General features: G+C 55.1%; 19 protein-coding genes. 16 read left to right on the forward strand and 3 right to left on the reverse strand.

Annotation, left to right across the window (positions count from 1 at the left end; genetic code table 11):
• Nucleotides 1–14 precede the first annotated feature (14 nt).
• Nucleotides 15–1,163: an acyl-CoA dehydrogenase gene (locus KGZ66_06895; protein MBS3985314.1), complete on the reverse strand. Its 1,149-nt coding sequence runs from the start codon at nt 1,161–1,163 to the stop codon at nt 15–17.
• 219 nt (nt 1,164–1,382) lie between these two features.
• Between KGZ66_06895 and KGZ66_06900 the strand changes: the two genes are divergently transcribed.
• The 3 genes from KGZ66_06900 (at nt 1,383) to KGZ66_06910 (ending at nt 5,222) form a co-directional block, all read left to right on the forward strand.
• Nucleotides 1,383–2,972 (forward strand): hypothetical protein, encoded by a 1,590-nt coding sequence (locus KGZ66_06900; GenBank protein ID MBS3985315.1) that lies wholly within the window; start codon nt 1,383–1,385, stop codon nt 2,970–2,972.
• 95 nt (nt 2,973–3,067) lie between these two features.
• On the forward strand, nt 3,068–4,684 hold the full coding sequence (locus tag KGZ66_06905; protein MBS3985316.1) for a transporter substrate-binding domain-containing protein: 1,617 nt from the start codon (nt 3,068–3,070) through the stop codon (nt 4,682–4,684).
• A gap of 19 nt (nt 4,685–4,703) precedes the next feature.
• The gene (locus tag KGZ66_06910) at nt 4,704–5,222 is read left to right on the forward strand and encodes a hypothetical protein (protein MBS3985317.1); all 519 of its coding nucleotides are present in this window, start codon (nt 4,704–4,706) and stop codon (nt 5,220–5,222) included.
• 61 nt (nt 5,223–5,283) lie between these two features.
• On the opposite strand, the gene KGZ66_06915 is transcribed toward KGZ66_06910, so the two are convergent.
• Entirely contained in the window at nt 5,284–5,751 is a 468-nt protein-coding gene (locus tag KGZ66_06915) for a C40 family peptidase (protein ID MBS3985318.1), read from the reverse strand.
• 189 nt (nt 5,752–5,940) lie between these two features.
• On the opposite strand from KGZ66_06915, the gene KGZ66_06920 reads away from it, so the two are divergent.
• From KGZ66_06920 to KGZ66_06980, 13 genes are all read left to right on the forward strand, one after another.
• On the forward strand, nt 5,941–6,441 hold the full coding sequence (locus KGZ66_06920; GenBank protein MBS3985319.1) for a GAF domain-containing protein: 501 nt from the start codon (nt 5,941–5,943) through the stop codon (nt 6,439–6,441).
• A gap of 387 nt (nt 6,442–6,828) precedes the next feature.
• The gene (locus KGZ66_06925; GenBank protein ID MBS3985320.1) at nt 6,829–8,949 is read left to right on the forward strand and encodes a ribonucleoside triphosphate reductase; all 2,121 of its coding nucleotides are present in this window, start codon (nt 6,829–6,831) and stop codon (nt 8,947–8,949) included.
• Nucleotides 8,942–9,646, forward strand: a complete 705-nt coding sequence (locus tag KGZ66_06930; protein MBS3985321.1) for an anaerobic ribonucleoside-triphosphate reductase activating protein — start codon at nt 8,942–8,944, stop codon at nt 9,644–9,646. The genes KGZ66_06925 and KGZ66_06930 overlap by 8 nt, the downstream gene beginning before the upstream one ends.
• A gap of 9 nt (nt 9,647–9,655) precedes the next feature.
• Entirely contained in the window at nt 9,656–10,498 is an 843-nt protein-coding gene (locus KGZ66_06935; protein ID MBS3985322.1) for a deoxyribonuclease IV, read from the forward strand.
• 70 nt (nt 10,499–10,568) lie between these two features.
• Nucleotides 10,569–11,516: an undecaprenyl/decaprenyl-phosphate alpha-N-acetylglucosaminyl 1-phosphate transferase gene (locus tag KGZ66_06940; GenBank protein MBS3985323.1), complete on the forward strand. Its 948-nt coding sequence runs from the start codon at nt 10,569–10,571 to the stop codon at nt 11,514–11,516.
• Nucleotides 11,510–12,157 carry an endonuclease III gene (gene nth / locus KGZ66_06945; protein ID MBS3985324.1) on the forward strand — a complete coding sequence of 216 codons (648 nt, stop codon included), beginning with the start codon at nt 11,510–11,512 and terminating at the stop codon, nt 12,155–12,157. The genes KGZ66_06940 and nth overlap by 7 nt, the downstream gene beginning before the upstream one ends.
• Before the next feature lie 141 nt (nt 12,158–12,298).
• Complete coding sequence (locus KGZ66_06950) at nt 12,299–13,393, forward strand: BMP family ABC transporter substrate-binding protein (GenBank protein MBS3985325.1); 1,095 nt, start codon at nt 12,299–12,301, stop codon at nt 13,391–13,393.
• A gap of 25 nt (nt 13,394–13,418) precedes the next feature.
• Complete coding sequence (locus tag KGZ66_06955) at nt 13,419–14,972, forward strand: ABC transporter ATP-binding protein (protein MBS3985326.1); 1,554 nt, start codon at nt 13,419–13,421, stop codon at nt 14,970–14,972.
• A complete protein-coding gene (locus tag KGZ66_06960) occupies nt 14,962–16,026 on the forward strand; it encodes an ABC transporter permease (protein MBS3985327.1) in 1,065 nt (354 codons plus the stop codon). Before KGZ66_06955 ends, KGZ66_06960 begins: the two co-directional genes overlap by 11 nt.
• A 1-nt stretch (nt 16,027) precedes the next feature.
• Complete coding sequence (locus KGZ66_06965; protein MBS3985328.1) at nt 16,028–16,900, forward strand: ABC transporter permease; 873 nt, start codon at nt 16,028–16,030, stop codon at nt 16,898–16,900.
• On the forward strand, nt 16,893–18,401 hold the full coding sequence (locus KGZ66_06970) for a YjjI family glycine radical enzyme (GenBank protein ID MBS3985329.1): 1,509 nt from the start codon (nt 16,893–16,895) through the stop codon (nt 18,399–18,401). The genes KGZ66_06965 and KGZ66_06970 overlap by 8 nt, the downstream gene beginning before the upstream one ends.
• A gap of 19 nt (nt 18,402–18,420) precedes the next feature.
• Nucleotides 18,421–19,125 carry a radical SAM protein gene (locus tag KGZ66_06975; GenBank protein ID MBS3985330.1) on the forward strand — a complete coding sequence of 235 codons (705 nt, stop codon included), beginning with the start codon at nt 18,421–18,423 and terminating at the stop codon, nt 19,123–19,125.
• Nucleotides 19,126–19,173: 48 nt separating this feature from the next.
• On the forward strand, nt 19,174–20,343 hold the full coding sequence (locus KGZ66_06980; GenBank protein MBS3985331.1) for a M20 family metallopeptidase: 1,170 nt from the start codon (nt 19,174–19,176) through the stop codon (nt 20,341–20,343).
• On the opposite strand, the gene KGZ66_06985 is transcribed toward KGZ66_06980, so the two are convergent.
• Nucleotides 20,338–21,363 carry a hypothetical protein gene (locus KGZ66_06985; GenBank protein ID MBS3985332.1) on the reverse strand — a complete coding sequence of 342 codons (1,026 nt, stop codon included), beginning with the start codon at nt 21,361–21,363 and terminating at the stop codon, nt 20,338–20,340. The genes KGZ66_06980 and KGZ66_06985 overlap by 6 nt on opposite strands.
• Between the last annotated feature and the right edge of the window lie 4 nt (nt 21,364–21,367).

The raw sequence follows: 21,367 nt of genomic DNA on the forward strand, positions 1-21,367 counted from the left end.
GATGGTAAATGTATTTACTTGCTGTCGCGCAAGAGGGCGCTAGACACGACCATGCGCTGCACCTGATTCGTTCCTTCATAGATTTGCGTAATCTTGGCGTTACGCATTAAGCGCTCTACCGGGTACTCGCGGCTGTAGCCATAGCCACCAAAGATTTGCACGGCATCGGTTGTTACGCTCATGGCCGTATCCGAGGCAAACATTTTAGCCATGGCAGCTTCCTTGGCATAGGGGAGGCCCATGTCCTTTAGGTACGCGGCGCGATAGGTTAAGAGCCGGGCGGCTTCAATTTGGGTGGCCATATCTGCTAACATAAAGGCAATAGCTTGGTTGTGGGAAATGGGCTTGCCAAACTGCACCCGTTCCTTGGAGTACTTTACGGCGTGGTCTAAAGCAGCTTGGGCAATGCCAAGCGCTTGCGCGGCCACACCGATGCGCCCGCCGTCAAGCGTGGTCATGGCAATCTTGAAGCCGTCGCCTTCGTTGCCAAGCAGGTTGGCTTTGGGAATGCGACAGTCTTGGAAGATAAGCTCCGTCGTTATCGAAGTGCGGATGCCCATTTTGTGTTCCTTCTTGCCGAAGGTAAATCCGGGAGTATCCTTCTCCACAATAAAGGCAGACATGCCCTTTACGCCCTTGCTCTTATCTGTCATCGCAAAGACGATGTTAATCTCAGCCTCTCCGGCGTTGGTGATAAAAATCTTGCTGCCGTTTAGCACGTAGTGGTCGCCGTCTAAACTCGCGATAGTCTGCTGCGCTGCGGCGTCGGTGCCGGCATTTGGCTCGGTGAGCGCAAACGCGCCCAGTTTAGTCCCCTCGGCGAGCGGAACAAGGAACTTCTTTTTCTGCTCCTCGCTGCCGTACTGGAAGATAGGCCACGCACCCAGCGAAACGTCGGCCGACAGTGTGATGCCAAGGCCGTCATCAACGCGTGACAACTCCTCGACGGCTAGAATGTAGGTAAGCGTGTCGCCGTCTGCTCCGCCGTACTTTTCCGGGAAACAGATGCCGGCTAGCCCGAGCTCCAACAGGGAGTCGAACAATTCGCGGCTAAAGTGCTCGTTTTCATCGCGTTCGGCCACAGAAGGGGCGATAGACTTGGCAGCAAACTCGCGCACCATTTGCAGGAGCATTTTTTGTTCGGCGGATAGATTAAACTCCATTTGTGAGGACCTCCCTACAAAATCTCTTTGCTATTTGTCACGATACTATTGTGCACCGAGTTCGTCCGATTTTCAAGGACTTTGCGAAATAAATATCAATAGATGTGAAATAAATAGCAGACAATACATCAACCCCGGGTTCGTGTCGCCGACAGTGCCAAAGTAGAGATTGCCCGAAGTCCGCGTTATAATGAGGCAAGCAATCTGGAGGAGAAGACGATGATTCGAGTCACAAACATAAAGGTCGCTTTAGACGAGCGCGGCGAAGTGTTGCCAGCCCTCCTTAAAAAGCTTGGCGTTGCGGGAAGCTCCCTCTCGCATTACTACATCTACAAAGAGGCTATCGACGCTCGCCGCAAAGATAGGATTCAGTTTGTCTACACCGTAGACGTTGCCCTGCCGAGCGAGCAGAAGTTCCTGCAGAAGACGCGTCATCCCGACATTTCGCTTGCGCCCACGGGGACCTATCAACTGCCGCAGCCGGGGGAGCAAAGGCTTAAGCACCGCCCGGTAATTGTCGGCACGGGGCCTGCCGGGCTCTTTGCCGGGCTCATTCTGTCGGAACTTGGTTTTCGCCCGCTACTACTCGAGCGCGGCGACGACGTCGATGCTCGCGCCGCAAAGGTGCGCGATTTCTGGCTGGGGGGAGAGCTAGACCCAAGCTCCAACGTGCAGTTTGGCGAGGGTGGGGCGGGCACTTTCTCGGACGGCAAACTAACGACCAATATTAAGGACCCGCGCTGCCGTAAAGTGTTGGCAGACTTAGTCGCGGCCGGTGCGCCGGCAAATATCCTCTACAGCTACAAGCCCCATGTCGGCACAGATATCCTGCGGCGCGTGGTGAAGGGGCTGCGGCAGACCATCGTGCAGCGCGGCGGGGAGGTGCGCTTTCGCGCTACCGTGACAGATTTCCGCTCAGATAGGGGGGCGGTGTCCGGCGTAATCGTGAACGGACAAGAAGTAGTACCGGCTGACCTAGTCATTGTCGCGCCGGGGCACAGCGCACGGGACACCTTTTCAGCCCTGCTCGCCCGTGGTGTAGACATGATCCCTAAGCCTTTTGCTATCGGCGCGCGCATAGAGCATCCCCAAGCTCTGATTGACGAAGCGCAGTATGGCCAAGCCGCAGGTCACCCAAATCTAGGCGCGGCTGACTACAAACTAAGCCATCACCCGGAAAGCGGACGCTCGGTGTACACTTTTTGCATGTGTCCGGGCGGACAAGTTGTTGCCGCGGCCTCGGAACAAGGCGGCGTAGTCACCAACGGCATGAGCGAGCACGCGCGTGCTAGCGGGCAAGCCAACAGCGCTATCCTAGTTGAAGTATCTCCGGCAGACTACGGCGGTACACACCCTCTAGCCGGGGCCCTCTTTCAGCGTCAGTGGGAGGAGAAGGCGTGGCAATTAGGCGGGAGAACACACCGCGCTCCGGCTCAACTGGTGGGCGACTTTCTCAAGAACCGCAAATCATCTTCTGTAGGCAGCAGCCGGCCTTCCTATCTTCCCGGCGTCGAGCCAAGCGACCTCCGCCTATGCTTGCCAGACTGCATCTCGGCGTCTCTGCAGGCCGGCCTACTGGCTTTTGACAAACAGCTCTCTGGCTTCGCGCACCCAGCGGCGCTCCTCACCGGGGTGGAAACGCGCAGCTCCTCCCCGGTAAGAATGGCCAGGAACAGCGACGGAGAAAGCACGGTCTTGGGGCTCTGCGTTGCGGGTGAGGGTGCGGGCTACGCCGGCGGCATTATGTCCGCGGCCGTGGATGGGTTGCGCGTGGCGGAAGGGGTCGCAGGCAAGTACCGCATTCATTAGGGTAGTGCAGGCGCAAGCAGGAGGTAGTCAAGCTGTCTAGAAATAAGTACAATTAGAACAGGGAGTAGGGCGAAGGAGGATGGGGTGGTGGCTACATGTCAAGGTTAGTCAAGAGCTATCTTGCCTTCTACTTAGTCATGCTGGCGGTCGTGCTCATTTGGGGCGCACCCATTTTGTTTCCTACCCTTGCTTACACATTTACCGAAGAAGAAGTGCGCTATCTTGCGGCACTAGGTGAACTGCGTGTCCTGGCTGACCGCGACTTTCCTCCCTTTACCTATGTGCGCGAGGGCAAAGCCGTAGGCTACGAACTTGACTTGATGCGCGAACTAGAGCGTGTACTGCTCATCCCGGTAAAAGTGGAGCAAGACATGTGGTTAAATGTGCGCGAACGCCTGATGCTTGGGGAAGCTCACCTTGTCTCCGGTATGCGCATTACGCCAGAGCGGCGCAGGCTCTATCAGTTTACAGATCCTTATCTCTACACCCTGCATGCGGTTATTACTAGGCGCGAGGCACGAGCCGACGACTTAGAGGCGCTGCGCGGGCTTCCCGTGGCGGCGCAGGCAGGCTCGGCGACGGCCGAACGCTTAGTCGGTGAAGGCCACACAATTATACCTAAGGCCACCCCGGCCGAAGCTTTTGCTGCTTTGGCGCGGGGCGAGGTCGCGGGGTGGGTGGAGCAGCTCTGGGTAGCTAGGTACATAATAGGTGCCAAAGATTTGCCGTTTTACACCCTAACGCCGCTGCCGGACACACAGGGCGAGTACGCCATGGCGCTGTGGGGGCAAGCCGACCCGCGGTTACGCCGCATACTTAACAAAGCGCTGTATCGTTTGCATCGGCACGGTGTGATGGCGGAGATTAACGCGCGTTGGTTTGGCCCTGCCGTTACGCGCGTGGCGCATGACGAGGACAGGCTGCGCCAAGCCTTGTTTCTTTTTCTGGGTGTAGGCACGCTAGGCGTAGGGTTAGTCTTTAGTAACGCTTACCTGCAGCGCCGTGTGGAAACGCAAACGCGGGCCTTGCGCCTTTCCAACGCGGCGTTAGCGCGGCAACATGAGCGCGTGCAAGACATGCTTATCAACACGGCACGTGCCTTTGGGGTGGCTATCGAAGTAAAGGACATTTACACGGGCGGACACAGCCACCGTGTGGCGGGCGTGGCTTACTTTATTGCCAAGCAACTTGGGCTGACGGAGAGGCAGATGTTTGAGCTGTGCCTCGGTTCCTTGATGCATGATATCGGCAAAGTAGGGGTGCCTGAGGCTATCCTTACCAAGAACGGAAACCTCACTCCTGCCGAATACGAGTATGTCAAACAGCACCCGCGCATTGGGCACGAGATTTTGCGCGCTGTAGACGGGTATGAGGCCGTGCGGGACATTGTTCTCTACCACCATGAACGGTGGGACGGACAAACCACAGGGCAATATCCGGGCTATCCCGGGCTGCGCAGGGGCACAGCTATCCCATTGGGGGCGCGCATTGTGGCCGTTGCCGACGCTTTTGACGCCATGACGTCCGAACGCCCCTACCGCACGGCCCGTTCCGTCAGCGAAGCGGTGGCAGTAATCCAAAGAGAAGCTGGCGGGCAGTTTGACCCAGACATTGCGGTTACCCTAATCGGTGCGGAGGCAGAGTTAGCGGCGACAGAGCCGCACAGCTTGCCTATGATACTTAAGGAGTTAGCCATGCGGTTGCGCGTATAAACACGCGGGAGGTCTCTCTATGGATAAGCGGCGCCTCCGGCAGCTAAGGGCCATCATGCAGCTAGTCGAAGCGTTCGATCGGCAGGGTGTGCAAGCTTGGCTGGGCGGAGGATGGGCACTTGAGGCTCTCGATAGTACTTACCAACGGGATCACGCGGATGTCGATTTTCACATCTTCGCATCTGATGCCCCGCTGGTCCGCGTGCTGCTCGAGGAGCTTGGGTACAACATCGTGGAGATTACGGCCAGTTCGTTTGCTGCCGAGCGCGGCAAACTTCGCGTTGATTGGGAGCTCCTGTGGGAGGAAGATGGGGCAGTCGTCACTTACGACAGCTATGTTGACGCAACGTATGTGTGGCCCGCTGGAGCTTTCCCGCAAGAGAAAACAGGTGTAATTAACGGCGTCGGGGTTCGAGTCATGAGTCCTAGCGCGCAACGCCAACTAAAACTCGACTATGATAAGAAGCAGAAACGCTTGCGGCAAAAAGATATGCGTGATTTGTCGCGGCTCCGCTCACTGATTCACGATCGCCTGTAAAGACAAAAGTCCTTGGCCGCAAGTTAGGGCCAAGGACTCTCGAGCTTAGACGGGCTGAGATCTATCGCAGCACGGTGCGGCTGCTGTGGTACCTAGATGCTAGGTAACGCTGGCTGAGGCGATCTATTGTTACGCCTCGCCTTGGGAAAGCGTGCACCATGCGACCATCACCCATGGCGATGCCGACGTGTGAAACGCCCCGCCTCCAGGTGTTCTCGAAAAACACGAGATCCCCGGGTTGTAGCGCTGTACGTGCGATGCGACGTCCTACTCTAGACTGCGACAGCGAGGTGCGCGGCAAACGAATGCCGACGGCGCGAGCCATCACGTGGCGTGTAAAGCTACTGCAGTCAAAAGCGCGCGGCCCATTAGCGCCAAAGACGTAGGGGCGGCCTAGGTAGCTTAGAGCCATGCGCACAACGCGCACTCCTCTGGTTCCGTTGCTGGTGGCAGCCATGGCTGGCAGGGGAATAACAGCGACAGATGCTACTAGCACGAGTGTGGCAATGATTTTTTTCATGAGATTCATCAGTGTTGTCTCCTCTCCTTTATTTTGCTGTCACCTATGCTGAGCTTTAGCTCTGCAAAACTGAACTTTAAGCTCTGCATGCTTGAATTGTAAGTGATGATTCTTGATGCGAAAACAAGTAAATATTAACAACACACAGAAGAGCCTTGCCGTTGCTGGTTGTGTTATTTTTTACTAGGAGTGAAAAATATGTACCGCAGAGAAAAACTTGACGACACACACCCCGATTTTTATCCCGTTTTGGCCAAAGAGCTTCACCATTTAGTAGAGTTCGAAGCAGAGTGGTTAGCGTCGCTCAGTAACGCGGCTGCGCTACTTGGGCATCAGCTAGGGCGCATTAACTGGGCGGGGTTCTATCTGGTTAAAGAAGGCCTATTGGTGCTTGGCCCTTTTTGGGGCAAGCCGGCCTGTTCTGCGATTGTCTTGGGAGAGGGTGTCTGTGGCGCTGCTGCTCTAAGGCGCGAGACAATAGTCGTGCCCGATGTGCACGCCTTCCCCGGACACATTGCCTGCGACGAAGCCTCGCAGTCTGAAATCGTAGTGCCGATAATCTACCGCGGCGAACTTAAAGGCGTGCTCGATATCGACAGCCCAGAAAAAAACCGCTTCCTCCCCCGCGACCAAGCAGGGTTAGAAGCGTTTGTGGCTGTACTGGCGAGTGTGCTGCCGTGGGATAGGGTGGTGTTTTAGGCGCCAGCCGCCGGGAGAGATTGCACTTCGCACTTGGCACTTAGCACTTAGTGGAGGACGAGGGGTTGCTGGCTGCTGGCTCCTGGCTCCTGGTAGAGAAGGTGCCCAGTGCCCAGTGCCCAGTAGAGCGCGTCGCAGCGGTTTCGGTTTCCCTTTGACCTTTCCACCCTCCATGCTCACAACTCACAACTCACAACTCACAATTCACAACTCACAAGCGACAAGGGACAAGCGACAAGGGACAAGCGACAAGGGACAAGCGACAAGGGACAAGCGACATGCGACAAGCGACAAGCCACCAAACAATTGCCCCTAAGCACAATATGTAGTATACTTGCTTACAACGATATCCCACTAATAGTGCATAAGGCTTAGGAGGAACAGCACGTGTTTGCAGAAATTAGAAAACGAGACAAGACCGTTGTGCAGTTTAAGCCCGAGAAAATCACCTTAGCTATCCTAAGCGCACTTGTCGCTAACTACCCGGAGCGCACCCGCGCGGAGCTGCGTAAGCTAGCCGAGGTCATTTCCGAGCGCGTTATCTTTACGCTTAGCAAGCGGCGGCTAGCCGAAAGTTGCCCTTCCGTGGAAGAGGTGCAAGATACGGTAGAAGAAGTGCTGATGGAAGTAGGCGAACGCCAAACTGCTCGCCGCTACATACGTTACCGCCTGCAGCACGAGGAGATTCGTCAGAACAAGAAGTCGTTCGTAGACGCGCAGCGCATCGTCTTAGACTACGTCACGCGCGAGGACTGGCGCGTCAACGAAAATTCCAACATGGATTTCTCGCTGCAGGGGCTAAACAACCACGTTATCGCCGAGGTGACGAAAGGCTTCTGGCTGTACCAGCTATATCCTCCTGAGGTGCGCGAGGCGCATGTAGGGGGAGATTTTCACCTGCACGACCTTGGTCTCTTGGCCCCTTATTGCTGTGGTTGGAGCCTAGAGGACCTTCTGTTGCTTGGGTTTAGAGGTGTGCCGGGCAAAGTAGAAAGTGCGCCGCCGCGTCATTTCCGCACCGCACTCCTGCAACTAGTCAACTTCTTCTATACGCTGCAGGGCGAGGCTGCCGGGGCACAGGCCGTAAGTTCGTTTGACACGTATTTAGCTCCTTTTGTGCGCCACGACAACCTAACCTACAAGGAAGTGCGCCAAGCCATCCAGGAGTTTGTCTACAATCTAAACGTGCCGACGCGCGTAGGGTTCCAGACGCCGTTTGTTAACCTTACCATGGATCTCAATTGTCCCGCGACCTTAGCTTCTGTTCCGGTAATTATTGGTGGAGAACACGGTGAGTCTACCTATGGCGAGTACCAAGCCGAGATGAACATGATTAACCGCGCTTTCTGTGATGTCATGATGAAAGGCGACGCCCGAGGCAGAATTTTTACCTTCCCAATACCGACCTACAACATCACCAAGGATTTTGACTGGGACAACCCCGTCGTTGACGCCGTAATGGAGATGACGGCACGCTACGGCATCCCTTATTTCGCCAACTTCGTCAACAGTGACATGTCGCCGGAAGATGCGCGCAGCATGTGCTGCCGCTTGCGCCTTGACAACCGCGAGCTGCGCAAGCGCGGCGGGGGCTTGTTTGGCGCTAATCCTCTCACCGGCTCTATCGGCGTAGTTACTATTAACATGGCGCGTATCGGCTATTTAGCCACTAACGAAGATGAGTTCTATACTCGTTTACGTCGCCTAATGGACCTAGCTAAGTCCTCGCTAGACATTAAGCGCAAAGTGCTTGAAAAGAACACAGACCTAGGGCTTTATCCCTATAGCCGATTTTATCTAAAGTCGGTCAAGGAGAGATTCGGCGAGTACTGGAAAAATCACTTCAACACTATTGGCATTAACGGCATGAATGAAGCTGTAGCTAATCTGTTAGGCCTCGCAGAGAACATCGCTACCGCGCGCGGACAAGCCTTCTCTCTGCGCGTGCTCGAGTACATGCGAGATGTCTTAGCCGAATACCAAGAAGAAACAGGCGACCTCTTTAACTTAGAAGCCACTCCAGCGGAGGGGACAGGCTATCGCTTGGCCAAGCTTGACCGCGAAAATTACCCCGCCATGTATATTCCTGGCAACAGGGAGCCATACTACACCAATTCGACACACCTGCCGGTAAATTTAACCACTGATATCTTTGATGCGCTAGACCTGCAGGAGCAGCTACAGATTCGTTATACCGGGGGAACCGTGTTTCATGGCTTTTTGGGAGAAGCAATCGAGGACTTAGCCACGTGCAAACGCCTCGTGCAGAAAGTTATGGAGAACTACAGCATACCGTATTTCACGGTCTCGCCCACATTTTCGGTATGCCCAGACCACGGCTACATTCGAGGGGAACATCGCACCTGCCCAAGTTGCGGCGCACCTGCGGAAATCTGGACGCGCGTGGTTGGCTTCCATCGACCCGTGCAGAATTGGAACCCCGGTAAGAAAGAGGAGTTTGCCGACAGGTTAGAGTACATTGTCCGGCAGGAGGCCGCTAATGACTAGCCAAGAGAAGTGCTTCCGCGGCCTGCAGAAGACTACGCTGCTAGATTTCCCGGGTAAAGTGGCCTGTGTGCTGTTTGTCGGCGGGTGTAGCTTTAACTGCCCCTACTGCTACAACTGCTCGCTGGTGAAACGCGAGGAACCGGAGCTCTCGTGGGACGCAGTCTGGGATTTTCTCGCACAGCGGCGCAAGGTCTTAGACGGAGTGTGTATCAGCGGCGGGGAGCCTACGCTGGCCCCCTTCCTTGCCGAATTTCTTGGCGAGGTGAAAGCTCTGGGCTTAGAAGTGAAGCTAGACACGAACGGCTATCATCCCGAACCACTAAGAACACTGCTAGACGCGGATTTGCTAGATTTTGTAGCGCTAGACATAAAGAACAGCCCAGCCAAATACGCGGCCACCTCAGGGCGTACTACAATTGATTTAAACCGCATCAGGCAGTCGCTTGACCTTGTGCAGGCTTCGGGCGTGGCCCATGAACTGCGTACAACCGTGGCGGAAGGGTTACACGAGGTAGCGGATATGCGTGAAATCGTCGCGTTCACAGGCGGCGGAGCGCGCTATTCTTTGCAGCCTGTGCAGCGCGACGCCGTGTCTCTCAGCAGGCAACGTTTTGTGCCGCCGACCTTTACCACGTTGCGCGCCATGGGTGAAATTTTGGAAGGGAGCTTCAGCGAGGTTTATATTCACGGAATTTAGGAGGAGCGCATGCGCATAGGCTGTCACTTAAGCATTGCTAAAGGACTCGCGACAAGTGTAGAGCTATCCCGTGAAGTAGGAGCTAACTGCTTTCAGTTCTTTACCCGCAATCCCCGCGGCGGAGCGGCGCGGCGTATCGAAGCGGACGAAGTTTCGACTTGGTTAAGCCTGCGGGCGCAGGCGGACGTCTTCCCGATAGTCGGACATCTGCCGTATACCGTCAATTTGGCAGCAAGTAAGGACGAGACGTATGAGTTTGCCAGTCAAACGGTGGCCGAAGACCTTACGCGTATGTCCGTTATCGGGGCCGAGTATTTGGTCGTACATCCCGGTAGCCGTGGCACGCAAAGCGTTAGCGAAGGCGTGGGCCGCATTGTGCGTGCCCTAGACAATATTCTCGCTCGTCACGAGCGCCGAACTGAGACTATGCTTTTGCTTGAAACAATGTCCGGCGGCGGCAGCGAAATCGGCAGTTTCGCGGAGATAGGCTTTATCCTAAAAGAGCTCGGATATCCGGAGGCACTTGGCGTCTGCATCGACACCTGTCACTTATTTGCTATGGGCTACGACTGGCGTGACGCGCGCGAGGTCGAACGGCTGCTAGAGGACGCGGAGACGCACGTCGGAGTAAAGCACATTAAGTGTGTGCACGTTAACGACAGCAAATTTGGGCCGGGGTCGCACAAGGACAGACATGAGCTTGTAGGCGAAGGCCAGATTGGGCAGGCAGGTTTTATAAATATCTTGGGGCACGAGCGCATTAGACACTTACCTATGCTGCTTGAGACCCCGGTCGCTGACTATAGCGGCTACGCGCAAGAAATTGCCAAACTGCGGCTGTGGCTTGGGTAACAAAACTTATGCTAGACATTTAAGGTTTGTCCTACTATGATTATGAGAGACCTAATGTGGGGTGAAACTTATGCAAAATGTAGTGGCTTTGTTTGGCGCGTTCGCCGTAGTCACTGCACTGATGCCACTCGTACGCATGCTAGCTCTCAATCACTGCTTAGTAGACAAACCTAACCCGCGCAAGGTGCATCAAGTGCCGGTGCCCGTGACAGGCGGCGCGATGTGGCTAGGACTAATTGCGGTGATGTGGGTGCTGCCGGTAGAACGCCAGCTTGCGCTCGGACTTACGCTTGGCGGCACGGCGGCCTTTGCCGTCGGGTTTCTTGACGACTGGGTCAAAAGCCGCGGGGGCGATTTCCCCGCGTGGCCTAAACTACTTGGCCAGATTCTAGCCGCGGGCCTATTGTTCGCGAGCGGCGTAAAGGTCTACTTCCTCACCAACCCTTTTTCGGGCGGATTGGTGATGTTGTCGCCTGCCCTAAGTTTCTTGGTTACAGTTATTTGGGTTGTTGCCGTAACGAATCTCATTAATTTTATGGACGGCTTAGATGGCCTAGCTTGTGGCATTGTCACTATCGCTAGTGTCACCATGGCGGTTATCTCGTTCTTTATGGGCCAACCGACGACGTTGCTTATGTTCTTAGTTTTAGCCGGGGTATCGGCAGCCTTCTTCCGCTTTAACTTTAATCCAGCCCGCGCCTTTATGGGCGATGCCGGCGCCTACTTTCTTGGCTTTACGCTCTCCGCCATTTCCATAGAAGGGGCCTTTAAGTCCGCTACCTTGGTCGGCTTGTTGGTGCCTTTCCTCGTGCTCGGGCTGCCTATTGCCGATACGTTATACAACATTATGCGCCGCCTACGCTCCGGACAGCCCGTCTATGTCGCCGATAAAGGGCATACGCACCATCGCCTGTTGCAGGCGGGGCTTAGCCATCGCCAAACAGTGTTGGTGATGTACCTGATTAGCCTGTGCTTTTCTTTGACGGCCTTAGTAGTGTTGTTCGCTAGCAGATGGTAAACGAGAAGCCAGAGTGGGAGAGTGTGGTGCGGGAGCTGCGTCGGCTCTACCCTAACGCCCGCTGTGAACTTAATTTCGTGAGCCCATTTCAACTTCTGATTGCGACTGTTTTATCTGCCCAATGTACCGATGTACGGGTAAACGAGGTTACAGCCAGGCTCTTTGCCAAATACCCAACCGTGCATGAAATGCTCTCGCTAGAGCAGGCAGCGCTGGCGGAGGAAATAAGGTCACTTGGGCTTTTTCGGCACAAGGCGAGAAACATTCTTGCTTTGTGTCGCGTGCTGTGCGAGCGGTTCGCGTGTGACGTGCCACGCACCATCGAGGAGTTGACGGAACTACCCGGCGTAGGTCGTAAGACCGCTAGCGTGGTCGTAAACAACGCCTTTGGCGTACCGGCCCTCGCGGTCGACACGCACGTATTTAGAGTGGCCAAGCGGCTAGGTTGGGCGGACGGGAAGACCCCCTTCGCGGTGGAGCAAGAGCTGCGCGCTCTTTTGCCGGATGCCATGTGGGGCGAAGTGCACCATCTCCTGATTTGGCATGGGCGGCGGCTTTGTTATGCTCGCTGTCCTCTGTGTGTAGCGTGTCCTTTGCGTGAGCTTGTGGCTTGTCGCGTGGTTGGCGGCCGGCAGCTTTGACAGCGACACCGCGTTCATATATCATCAAAGAGTGAACAAAGTTTTATATTCCTGCGTTGCTGTAGATTAGCTGCATTACACAAAACGCAGTCTGGTCGATGGTAGCGGGATATATAGATACAAAATAAAGGAGGAACGGACGTGCAAAAAGGAAACACCAAGTTAATTGTCGGAGTCGTCGCAGCCCTAGTCCTTATCGTTGCTTTGGTCTACGTTGTCCCCGGGATGCTTCGCCCGCCGGAACCACCACCGGCAGCCTTCCGCGTAGGAGTCGTGCTATCGACGGGTGGTCGTGGCGACAATTCGTTTAATGATGCCGCTATCGCCGGTCTAGAAAGAGCAGTAGCTGAGCTGGGCATCGAGTTCCGTTACCAGGAACCAAAAGAAGTGCCGCAAATGGAGGAGTTCCATCGCCTTTTTGCCCAAGAAAAGATGGACCTCATCATCGGGGTAGGGTTCCTGCAGGCTGATGCTATTAACAAAGTAGCCGCAGAGTTTCCGAATCAACGTTGGGCTGTCGTAGACACAGTAATCGAGCGTCCAAACGTTAAGTCTTTGGTCTTTAGGGAACACGAGGGCTCGTTCCTTGCTGGCGCTCTCGCCGCTATGCTAACTACTTCTAATCGAGTTGGGTTTGTCGGCGGCATGCAAATTCCGCTTATTGCTAGATTCGAAAAGGGTTTTATGCATGGAGTAGAGCAGGTTAACACGCTGCGTAACCGTAATGTAGCGGTCATCTCCAATTATATTGGGACTACGGGCGCCGCTTTTAGGGACCCCGTGCGCGGTAAAGAGCTTGCCCTGGCACAGATCGCTCAAGGTGCCGACATCATCTATCACGCTTCGGGCGGTAGCGGTCAAGGCGTGTTTGAGGCTGCTGCAGAAAAAGGTATTAAAGCTATCGGCGTGGACTCCAACCAGAACTGGGTTAAGCCGGGCACCATTATCGCTAGTATGCTAAAGCGCGTAGACGTTGCTGTATTTAATGCTATTAAGGCAACCAAGGAAGGTAACTTCACCGCTGGCATGAGTTCCTTTGGCGTTAAAGAGGGCGGTATTGGCCTTACCGACCTAGCCGCTGTAACCGACGTCGAAAAAGCGGCACTCAAGAACGATGCCGCACAGATAGCCAAGATTCAGGCCATGAAGGATGCCATTCCGGCTGATGTACGTCAGCTAATTGCAGACCTCGCACAGCAAATCGCGGACGGCAGAATCACAGTACGCTCAGAATAATCTAGACGCGGGAGAGGAATCTACCATGCAACCCATACTAGAAATGCGAGGCATTACCAAGAGATTCCCGGGGGTTTTGGCTTGCGATAGTGTCGACATTAGCCTCTATCCGGGGGAAATCCTCGCCATAATCGGGGAGAATGGCGCCGGCAAGTCAACGTTGATGAAGGTCCTGTTTGGGCTGTATCAGCCCGATGATGGCCAGATTCTGATAAACGGCACGCCGGTAGAGATTCTGAACCCGCACCAAGCGATTGCGCACGGTATTGGGATGGTTCACCAGCACTTTATGCTGGTGAACCCTTTTACCGTGTCCGAAAATATCGTGCTAGGTGATGAGCCACGGCGTGGGATTTTGTTTGACCTCGACAAAGCTCGCCGTTCGGTAGCGGAAGTATCCACTCGCTATGGCTTGCGCGTCAAACCGGATGCCAAGATAGACGAACTGCCTGTCGGTGTCCAGCAAAGGGTTGAGATTCTCAAAATACTCTATCGCGGGGCAGAAATTGTCGTGTTTGACGAACCAACTGCGGTACTCAACCCACAGGAAGTCAGAGAGCTTTACACCATCATGCAGAACCTTACCGCGCAAGGAAAGAGCATCATATTTATTACGCACAAGCTCAATGAGGTTATGGCGACTAGCCAGCGTGTCACAGTTATGCGCCGTGGCAAAGTTATGGGAACCGTGCTCACGCAGGATACTTCGCCCACCGAACTAGCTAACATGATGGTCGGTCGGCAGGTGCTGCTGCAGGTCGATAAGCAACCTAGTGCAGTCGGACGAACTATCCTCGCCGTGGAGGACCTGGTGGCGAAGGACTTTGCCGGCGACAAGGTGCTAGATCGGGTGAGCTTTGAAATTAAGGCGGGCGAAATACTAGGGATTGCCGGGGTCGAGGGCAATGGGCAGACCGAGCTAGTTGAGGTTTTAACCGGGCTAAGGCAAGCTTCGGCTGGGAAAGTGTTTCTAAACGGTGCAGAGATAACGAATCTTACTGCACGTCAGATCAAAGAGAGCAAGGTCGGGCATATTCCGGAGGACAGGCAGAAGAGAGGGCTAGAGCTAGATTTTTCCGTGCAGGAGAACTTGGTCTTTGGCTTCCACTACAAGCCTCCATTTGCCGGCAACGGCGTCCTTAATCTGGAGGTTATTGCCAAGCACGCTGACAAGATGATTGAGGATTTTGACATCAGGACGCCACACAGCGAGGTTCTCGTGCGCTCCCTGTCAGGTGGTAATCAGCAGAAAGTTATCATTGCGCGCGAGCTCTATCAGGAACCGGACCTCCTTATTGCCGCTCAGCCCTCACGTGGCGTCGATATCGGAGCGATTGAGTTCATCCATCGCCGTATCGTAGAGCATCGCGACGTCGGCAAGGCGGTGCTGCTTATCTCGCCTGAGTTATCTGAGATAATGTCACTTAGCGACCGCATAGCCGTTATCTACGAGGGCCAAATTATGGGCATCGTTGAGAGTGCAAAAGTTACCGAGGAAGAGCTCGGGCTAATGATGGCAGGCGTAAAACCTAACGAGAGGCCCCCAGTAGAGGAGAGGAAGCAGAGCGATGTCAGATAAGACGAAGAAGGGCCTAGAGGAGCTATTGGTGCCGGCTGGCGCCATTGTGCTTGGGCTGGTAGTTGGCGCGGTAATTATCGCGGTAATGGGGGAAAACCCATTGCGTGCCTACTCTGCTCTGTTTCTTGGCGCCTTTGGCAGCCTAAATAGGATTCTTGGCACGCTGACGCGCGCAACGCCGATTATCATCACGGGTCTGGCCGTGGCATTGCCGTTTAGGGCCGGGCTCTTTAACATCGGTGTGGAGGGGCAGCTCTTGATGGGGGCGCTCTCTGCCGCTGTCGTAGGCAGTAGGTTTGCTGGTCTTCCGGGGTTTTTGCACTTACCATTGGCCATACTCGCCGCAGCTCTAGGTGGAGGGCTGTGGGCGCTTATCCCGGCTTGGCTAAAGGCACGCCGCGGTATTCATGAAGTCATCAATACCATCATGATGAACTTTATCGCCAACGCGGTGTTGGCGTACCTCGTGGTGGAAGTGTTACGCATGCCCGGTGAGATGATTCCTAAAACTCCGCCTGTACTCCCGTCCGCGATGTTAGCGCGCTTTAGTGACTTCATCCCCGGCATCACCGCTCGCTTGAACCTAGGTTTTGTCATAGCGCTAGTCTTGGCTCTGGTATTATATTACCTGCTCTGGCGCACGACGTTTGGCTATGAAATTAGGGCGGTTGGTCACAATGCGAAGGCGGCAGCATACGCCGGGATTAACGTGTCTAGATGCATCGTTATTACTATGATTCTCTCAGGTGCCCTGGCCGGTCTTGCCGGCGCAGAGCGCATTCTTGGGTTTGACCGCACTTTGGCGCTCGGATTCTCGCCTGGCTTTGGTTTTGAGGGCATTGCGGTAGCTTTGCTCGGACGCAATCACCCCGTGGGCGTGTTGCTGGCTGCGCTCTTATTCGGGGCACTGTCAAGCGGTGGGGTGTGGCTAAGCTTTACCACCGACATACCAGCCGATATCGTAGTGGTGCTCCAGGCCATAATCATCTTTTTTGTCGCGGCCGACCAAATTGTGCGGGCCATAATATCAGGTAAAAAGAAGGGAGCAGCCTAGTATGGGCACTGTACTTGACCTTGCGTTGGTAATGGCCACTCTGCGCTCAGCCACACCGCTTGTCATTGCGGCGCTCGGCGGCATATTCTCTGAACGCTCTGGTGTGGTTAACATTGCGCTTGAGGGCAAAATGTTGGCAGGCGCCTTTGCGGCAGTGGTCGTCGCTTTCTATACCGGCAATCCGTGGCTCGGCATCTTGGCCGCACTTCTGACAGGCGGGTTCATGGCTTTGATATTCGCAGTGGTTAGCATTAAGTACAAGGCTAACCAAGTAGTCAGCGGCATAGCTATCAACATGCTGGCGGCGGGGCTGACAGTGTTTCTGATGCACGTCTTCTTTGGCACGGCAGGGTCGAGTCCGGCAGTGCGGCGACTGCCTACCATTGGGCTGTTTACGCCGATTGTCTATCTAGCACCCATTTTGGTGGCTCTCGCCTTCCTTGTCTTATATCGAACGCCGTGGGGTCTGCGCATCCGGGCCGTGGGGGAACACCCCAAGGCCGCCACTACGATGGGTGTAAATGTCATTGCAATAAGATATGTCTGCGTAATACTGAGTGGCATGCTGGCAGGTATCGCCGGAGCGCACCTGTCAATAGGAACATTGAGTGTCTTTGTCCGCGATATGACGGCGGGAAGGGGATTTATTGCCCTCGCCGCAGTGATTTTCGGCAAATGGCACCCGCTAGGCGCAATGGCGGCAGCTCTGTTGTTTGGGCTTTTTGAAGCGCTACAGGTGCGTCTGCAAGGCGGCGGCTTGCCCACGCAGCTCATGCAGGCTATCCCGTATGTATTTACGATGGTTGTATTGGCGGGATTTGTAGGGCGGGCCACGGCGCCGGCTGCGCTAGGCGAGCCGTATCAAGATGAATAAGTGTAACGACATCATTAGAGACGCGCGACTCACAGTGCAGCAGAAGACATCGGCCCTAGCCCTTGCGGCAGAGAACAGTGTGGATGCGCTAAATATTCCACCGGCAGTGCAAGAGCTGCGTGCGGCGGGCATAATCTGCGACCTAGGAGAAGGGGATGCGCCTTTCCGTCCTCGTTATGCGATCCCCGATTACGACTCGTTTATCGCGCGCGGCAGTAGTTTTTTAGAGCTTGATCCACCCGAGGATTTGCATGATGCGCTTAACAGCCTGCTAATCCTCTACAAGCATGTGCCCTCTATAACGACGTGCCCGGTGTTCGTCGGCAATCTAGACAGGCTATTAAATCCGTTCATTGAGGATGAGACTACTGCCTACAAGGCCATCAAGCGTTTCTTGCTGCATATAGACAGGGCGCTGCCGGATTCTTTCTGCCACGGGAACCTCGGACCGCGTGATTCGGCCGCAGGACGGCTAATTCTTCGCGCACAGCGAGAGCTGCAGACTGCGGTGCCTAATCTTACTCTCAAGTACAGCTTGCACACAGAAGACGCTTTTGCCCTGCAGGCCATCGAGACTGCGTTGGCGACGGCGAAGCCTAGCTTTGCTAACGACGAGCTTTTTCGCCGCGACTTCGGCGGAGATTACGCAATTGCCTCCTGCTACAACGGCCTGCCGTTAGGTGGGGGCAGCTATACTCTCGTCCGCCTGAACCTAGCTCGACTGGCCAGAGACGCCAAGGATTATGCGCTGTTTCGCGAGAGCGTCTTGCCAACTGCCGTGGCGCATATGCTAGCCTATATGGACGAACGCGTACGCTTTCTGGTGGAGGAGTCGAACTTCTTTGCCAGCAACTTTCTCGTCAAGGAGGGGCTGCTACAGAAGGAGCGGTTCACCGCCATGTTTGGGATAGTGGGGCTAGCGGAATGCGTTAATTCCTTGCGGGGCAATCCTACAGAGGTAAGTGAGAGATATGGCCATAGCCTCCCAGCTAATGAGCTTGGCCAGGACATAGTCAGGGAGATTTCTAAGCTAGTGAGAGAGCACAGCAATGAGCACCTGCACTTTTCGCACGGGCACTATATGCTGCACGCTCAGGTAGGCATAGACACTGACGTAGCGACGTCGCCCGGTTGTCGGATTCCGATTGGGGAAGAGCCGGAGCTCTATCAGCACCTCCTGCAGTCGGCGCCGTTTCACAGGTTCTTCCCTGCGGGTATTGGCGATGTCTTCGCGTTTGACGCCACTGTGAAGAACAACCCGCAGTTTGTCCTGGACATAATCAAAGGGGCCTTTAAGAATGGGCTGCGATATTTCTCGGCGTACTCCTCTGACTCGGACGTGGTCCGCATCACGGGATATCTAGTCAAGAAATCAGATATGGGAAAGCTCACCGCTGGACAGCAGGTGCGAAACGGGGCAGTGTTCTTAGGACAAGGGTCGGTAGCAAACCAAGGCGTCTTAAAGCGAAAGCTCCGCACCGGGCAAGTAGAAAGGCACTGAAACGCACGTGCTTGGGTTTGTGCGTCGCATAATTCCTTTTAGCAGTGTAGACGGCCCTGGCAACCGCACGGCTGTTTTCCTGCAAGGATGTAATTTTCGTTGCCTCTACTGCCACAATCCAGAGACCCAAGCCGTAAGCGATGGAGTAAGAGCTATCCTAGGGGTCGCGGCGATGGATCACCTCGAAGTTGTAGACGTTGTCTTGCGCTATAGGGACTTTATTCGTGGAGTCACGATTTCAGGTGGAGAATGCACGGTTCAGCTCGCCTTTCTTGTGGCTTTGTGTAAGACTTTGCAGGAAAACAACATCGAAGTCTTTGCTGACACCAATGGACACGTTGACCCGCAGGAGTTCAAGGAGTTGTGTCAACACGTAGACAAGTTCATGTTCGACGTTAAGGCTTGGGGAGACGATGAGCACCTCGCCCTGACGGGACACACGCCAAGCCTTGTGCAGGCAAATCTCCGCTATGCTATCGCTCACAAGAAGGTGTATGAGGTGCGCACGGTTATCGTGCCGGATGTCCTGTCAAATCATGTCACAGTGGCAGAGACAAGTCGGTTAATTAGCGTTGACCCCGACATTCGCTATAAGCTGATTAAGTTTCGCCAGCGGGGTGTAGAGCAGCATGCTTTGTCTCTAGCTACACCTGACGACCGCTACATGGAGGACTTAGCACACTTAGCCACGCGCTTAGGCGTGAAAGACTGCAGGGTTTTATAGGTTCAGTGTCGAATTCAGCCCATTTAGAAAGCGAGAGGAGTGTCCTGCGTGAATAAGCGGGCTGTGTTTTCGGCCATAGACGACAAGCTGACGAGGATGGCTGCCATCAGCGACTGGATGTACTATCATCCCGAGATTGGGCATAACGAGCACCAAGCGGCGAGTAGGTTGGCGCGCGAGCTTAGCCTGCACGGCTTTAGCGTGGAAATGCCGTATGCCGGGTTAGCCACAGCCTTTAAAGCCGTGTACAAGCTAGGCGAAGGCCCTACGGTGGCTTTGCTGGCGGAGTACGACGCTTTGCCTGAAATCGGTCATGGTTGCGGGCACAATATTATCGGCTGTGCGGCTGTGCTGGCCGCTATCGGCCTGCGAGAAGGGCTGCGCGAGGGCGGAACCGTGGTGGTGTTTGGCGCGCCTGCGGAAGAAGGTGCCGTGGACAACGCCGGCGGCAAGGTATTTCTAATTGAGCATGGCGCCTTTAACGATGTGGATGCCGCGCTTATGGTTCATCCGGCAACGCGTAACGTAATCGGTGGCTCGTCGAGCGCGCGCGAAGCGTTAGAAATAGTCTTTAAGGGCCGGCCCGCTCACGCCGCCGGCGCACCGCACGAGGGAATCAATGCACTTGACGCGGCTATACAGACCTTCAACGGCTTTAACGCCTTGCGGCAGCATGTGCTGCCGGACGTGCGCATTCACGGCATTATCAGCGAAGGCGGCGTGGCGCCAAACATCGTACCGGAGCGGGCGGTTATTAGGCTTTACGTGCGCGCCAATGAGGCCGACTATTTAGAGACTGTGGTCGAGAAAGTTAAGAACTGCGCGCGGGCCGGTGCTTTAGCTACAGGTGCCGAGGTGCAGTTTAGGCAGACCGCGAAGCGCTATAAGAACATGCTGAATAACCCCGTCCTCGGCGCTCTCTTTAAGGACAACATGGAGGCGCTAGGCGAAGAAATAGAAGAGACGCAAGCGTCAGGTGCCGGCTCGACCGATATGGCTAACGTCAGCCATGAAGTGCCGGCCATTCATCCCTACATTTGTATCTCTCACAGCAAATTAGTAGGCCATAGCCGAGAGTTTGCAGACGCCACTATTACCCCTGCGGCGCATGACGGTATGGCGCTTGGCGCAAAGGCCATGGCCGGGACAGTGGCGGACATTTTTAGCCGCACAGATATACAGCAAGCGCTGCGCAAAGAAGCCGGCCGCCGCTTATAAACTCTGCGCCGTCAGTGCTTGTTCCCACTCGGACATCGCGCGTGTAAGCGTCTCTCTGAGCCAGTTATTCCAAGGCTCGACACCTAGATTGGCGCGCTGCATAGCCCGTACAAAGCGCGGCAGATAATCTGCCCAGCCAAGTATGACAGCAGAAGTGTAGAGGCGACGAAACTCCGCGAGTTCTATGCTTTCGCCGGTGTGAACCGCTAGGCAGCGCAGATAGTGGTCAAGGACGGCGTCCCTGTCTATGCCAGAAAAGCGTGGCTGCGGGTGAAGGAAGCCGATGTTTAGTATATCTAACATACCCGGCCCAAGCCCAAGCAGCTGATAGTCCATAAGTAAAGCTCCGCCTGCCGCATCGCGCGGCAGGCCTATGTTTAGCGGGTAGAAGTCGTTATGCAGTAGGGTAGGGGGCACATGGGCTAGGGCGTCCAGCAAGCCGTCTAAGACTACTTGAAGCCTAGGGTGCAGAAACACCGGCGCGACGGTCGCGTGAGTCCAAGCATTGTCGTAGAGGGCGGCCAGTAAAGCGTGCGCACGTTCGGGGCAAAACTCTTGACGCGGGTCTTGTTTAAGCCACGCGAGCGACGCATGCTTAGCTAATGCCCGCGGTGCACGCCCATGTAAGGCGGCGTATACCTCCACGACTAGAAGCAGCTCGGCAGTCGTCCAGTGGTGGTCTAAGGCAGGAATCGTGTAGTAAGGCGACACATCCTCAAGGAGTATGTAATTTAGGTCGTCTGTTAATCGTTCGCCCATAAGCAATTTTGGCGCAGGTATATCGAGCAAGGGCAGGAGCTCAGTGTAGAACAAATGCTCCGCAATATGGCTTTCCGGATGCCCTAGGCGGAGGTAATCGGGCATCAAGGCACGCGAGGACACCTTAAGTATGGCACTAGCGCCATGCTCAGTCAGCCGATATACCAAGCAACCGCTTTCGCCAAGCGTAATTCGTTTAAGGTCGGCGCGGCAAAAGGGCGCGGGGAGTCTTGGCAGGATGTCCTTTACGGCCACAGACATTAAG

It is taken from the genome of Selenomonadales bacterium (assembly GCA_018335585.1).
Classification (GTDB): Bacteria; Bacillota; UBA994; order UBA994; family UBA994; genus UBA994.

Excerpts from the sequence above, each read along its gene's own strand:
- KGZ66_06960 (MBS3985327.1), top strand. The coding sequence starts at position 14,962 with ATGTCAGATAAGACGAAGAAGGGCCTAGAGGAGCTATTGGTGCCGGCT.
- KGZ66_06935 (MBS3985322.1), top strand. The coding sequence starts at position 9,656 with ATGCGCATAGGCTGTCACTTAAGCATTGCTAAAGGACTCGCGACAAGT.
- KGZ66_06915 (MBS3985318.1), bottom strand. The coding sequence starts at position 5,751 with ATGAATCTCATGAAAAAAATCATTGCCACACTCGTGCTAGTAGCATCT.
- KGZ66_06895 (MBS3985314.1), bottom strand. The coding sequence starts at position 1,163 with ATGGAGTTTAATCTATCCGCCGAACAAAAAATGCTCCTGCAAATGGTG.
- KGZ66_06965 (MBS3985328.1), top strand. The coding sequence starts at position 16,028 with ATGGGCACTGTACTTGACCTTGCGTTGGTAATGGCCACTCTGCGCTCA.
- KGZ66_06900 (MBS3985315.1), top strand. The coding sequence starts at position 1,383 with ATGATTCGAGTCACAAACATAAAGGTCGCTTTAGACGAGCGCGGCGAA.
- KGZ66_06970 (MBS3985329.1), top strand. The coding sequence starts at position 16,893 with ATGAATAAGTGTAACGACATCATTAGAGACGCGCGACTCACAGTGCAG.
- nth (MBS3985324.1), top strand. The coding sequence starts at position 11,510 with ATGGTAAACGAGAAGCCAGAGTGGGAGAGTGTGGTGCGGGAGCTGCGT.
- KGZ66_06910 (MBS3985317.1), top strand. The coding sequence starts at position 4,704 with ATGGATAAGCGGCGCCTCCGGCAGCTAAGGGCCATCATGCAGCTAGTC.
- KGZ66_06940 (MBS3985323.1), top strand. The coding sequence starts at position 10,569 with ATGCAAAATGTAGTGGCTTTGTTTGGCGCGTTCGCCGTAGTCACTGCA.
- KGZ66_06985 (MBS3985332.1), bottom strand. The coding sequence starts at position 21,363 with ATGTCTGTGGCCGTAAAGGACATCCTGCCAAGACTCCCCGCGCCCTTT.
- KGZ66_06930 (MBS3985321.1), top strand. The coding sequence starts at position 8,942 with ATGACTAGCCAAGAGAAGTGCTTCCGCGGCCTGCAGAAGACTACGCTG.
- KGZ66_06955 (MBS3985326.1), top strand. The coding sequence starts at position 13,419 with ATGCAACCCATACTAGAAATGCGAGGCATTACCAAGAGATTCCCGGGG.
- KGZ66_06920 (MBS3985319.1), top strand. The coding sequence starts at position 5,941 with ATGTACCGCAGAGAAAAACTTGACGACACACACCCCGATTTTTATCCC.
- KGZ66_06905 (MBS3985316.1), top strand. The coding sequence starts at position 3,068 with ATGTCAAGGTTAGTCAAGAGCTATCTTGCCTTCTACTTAGTCATGCTG.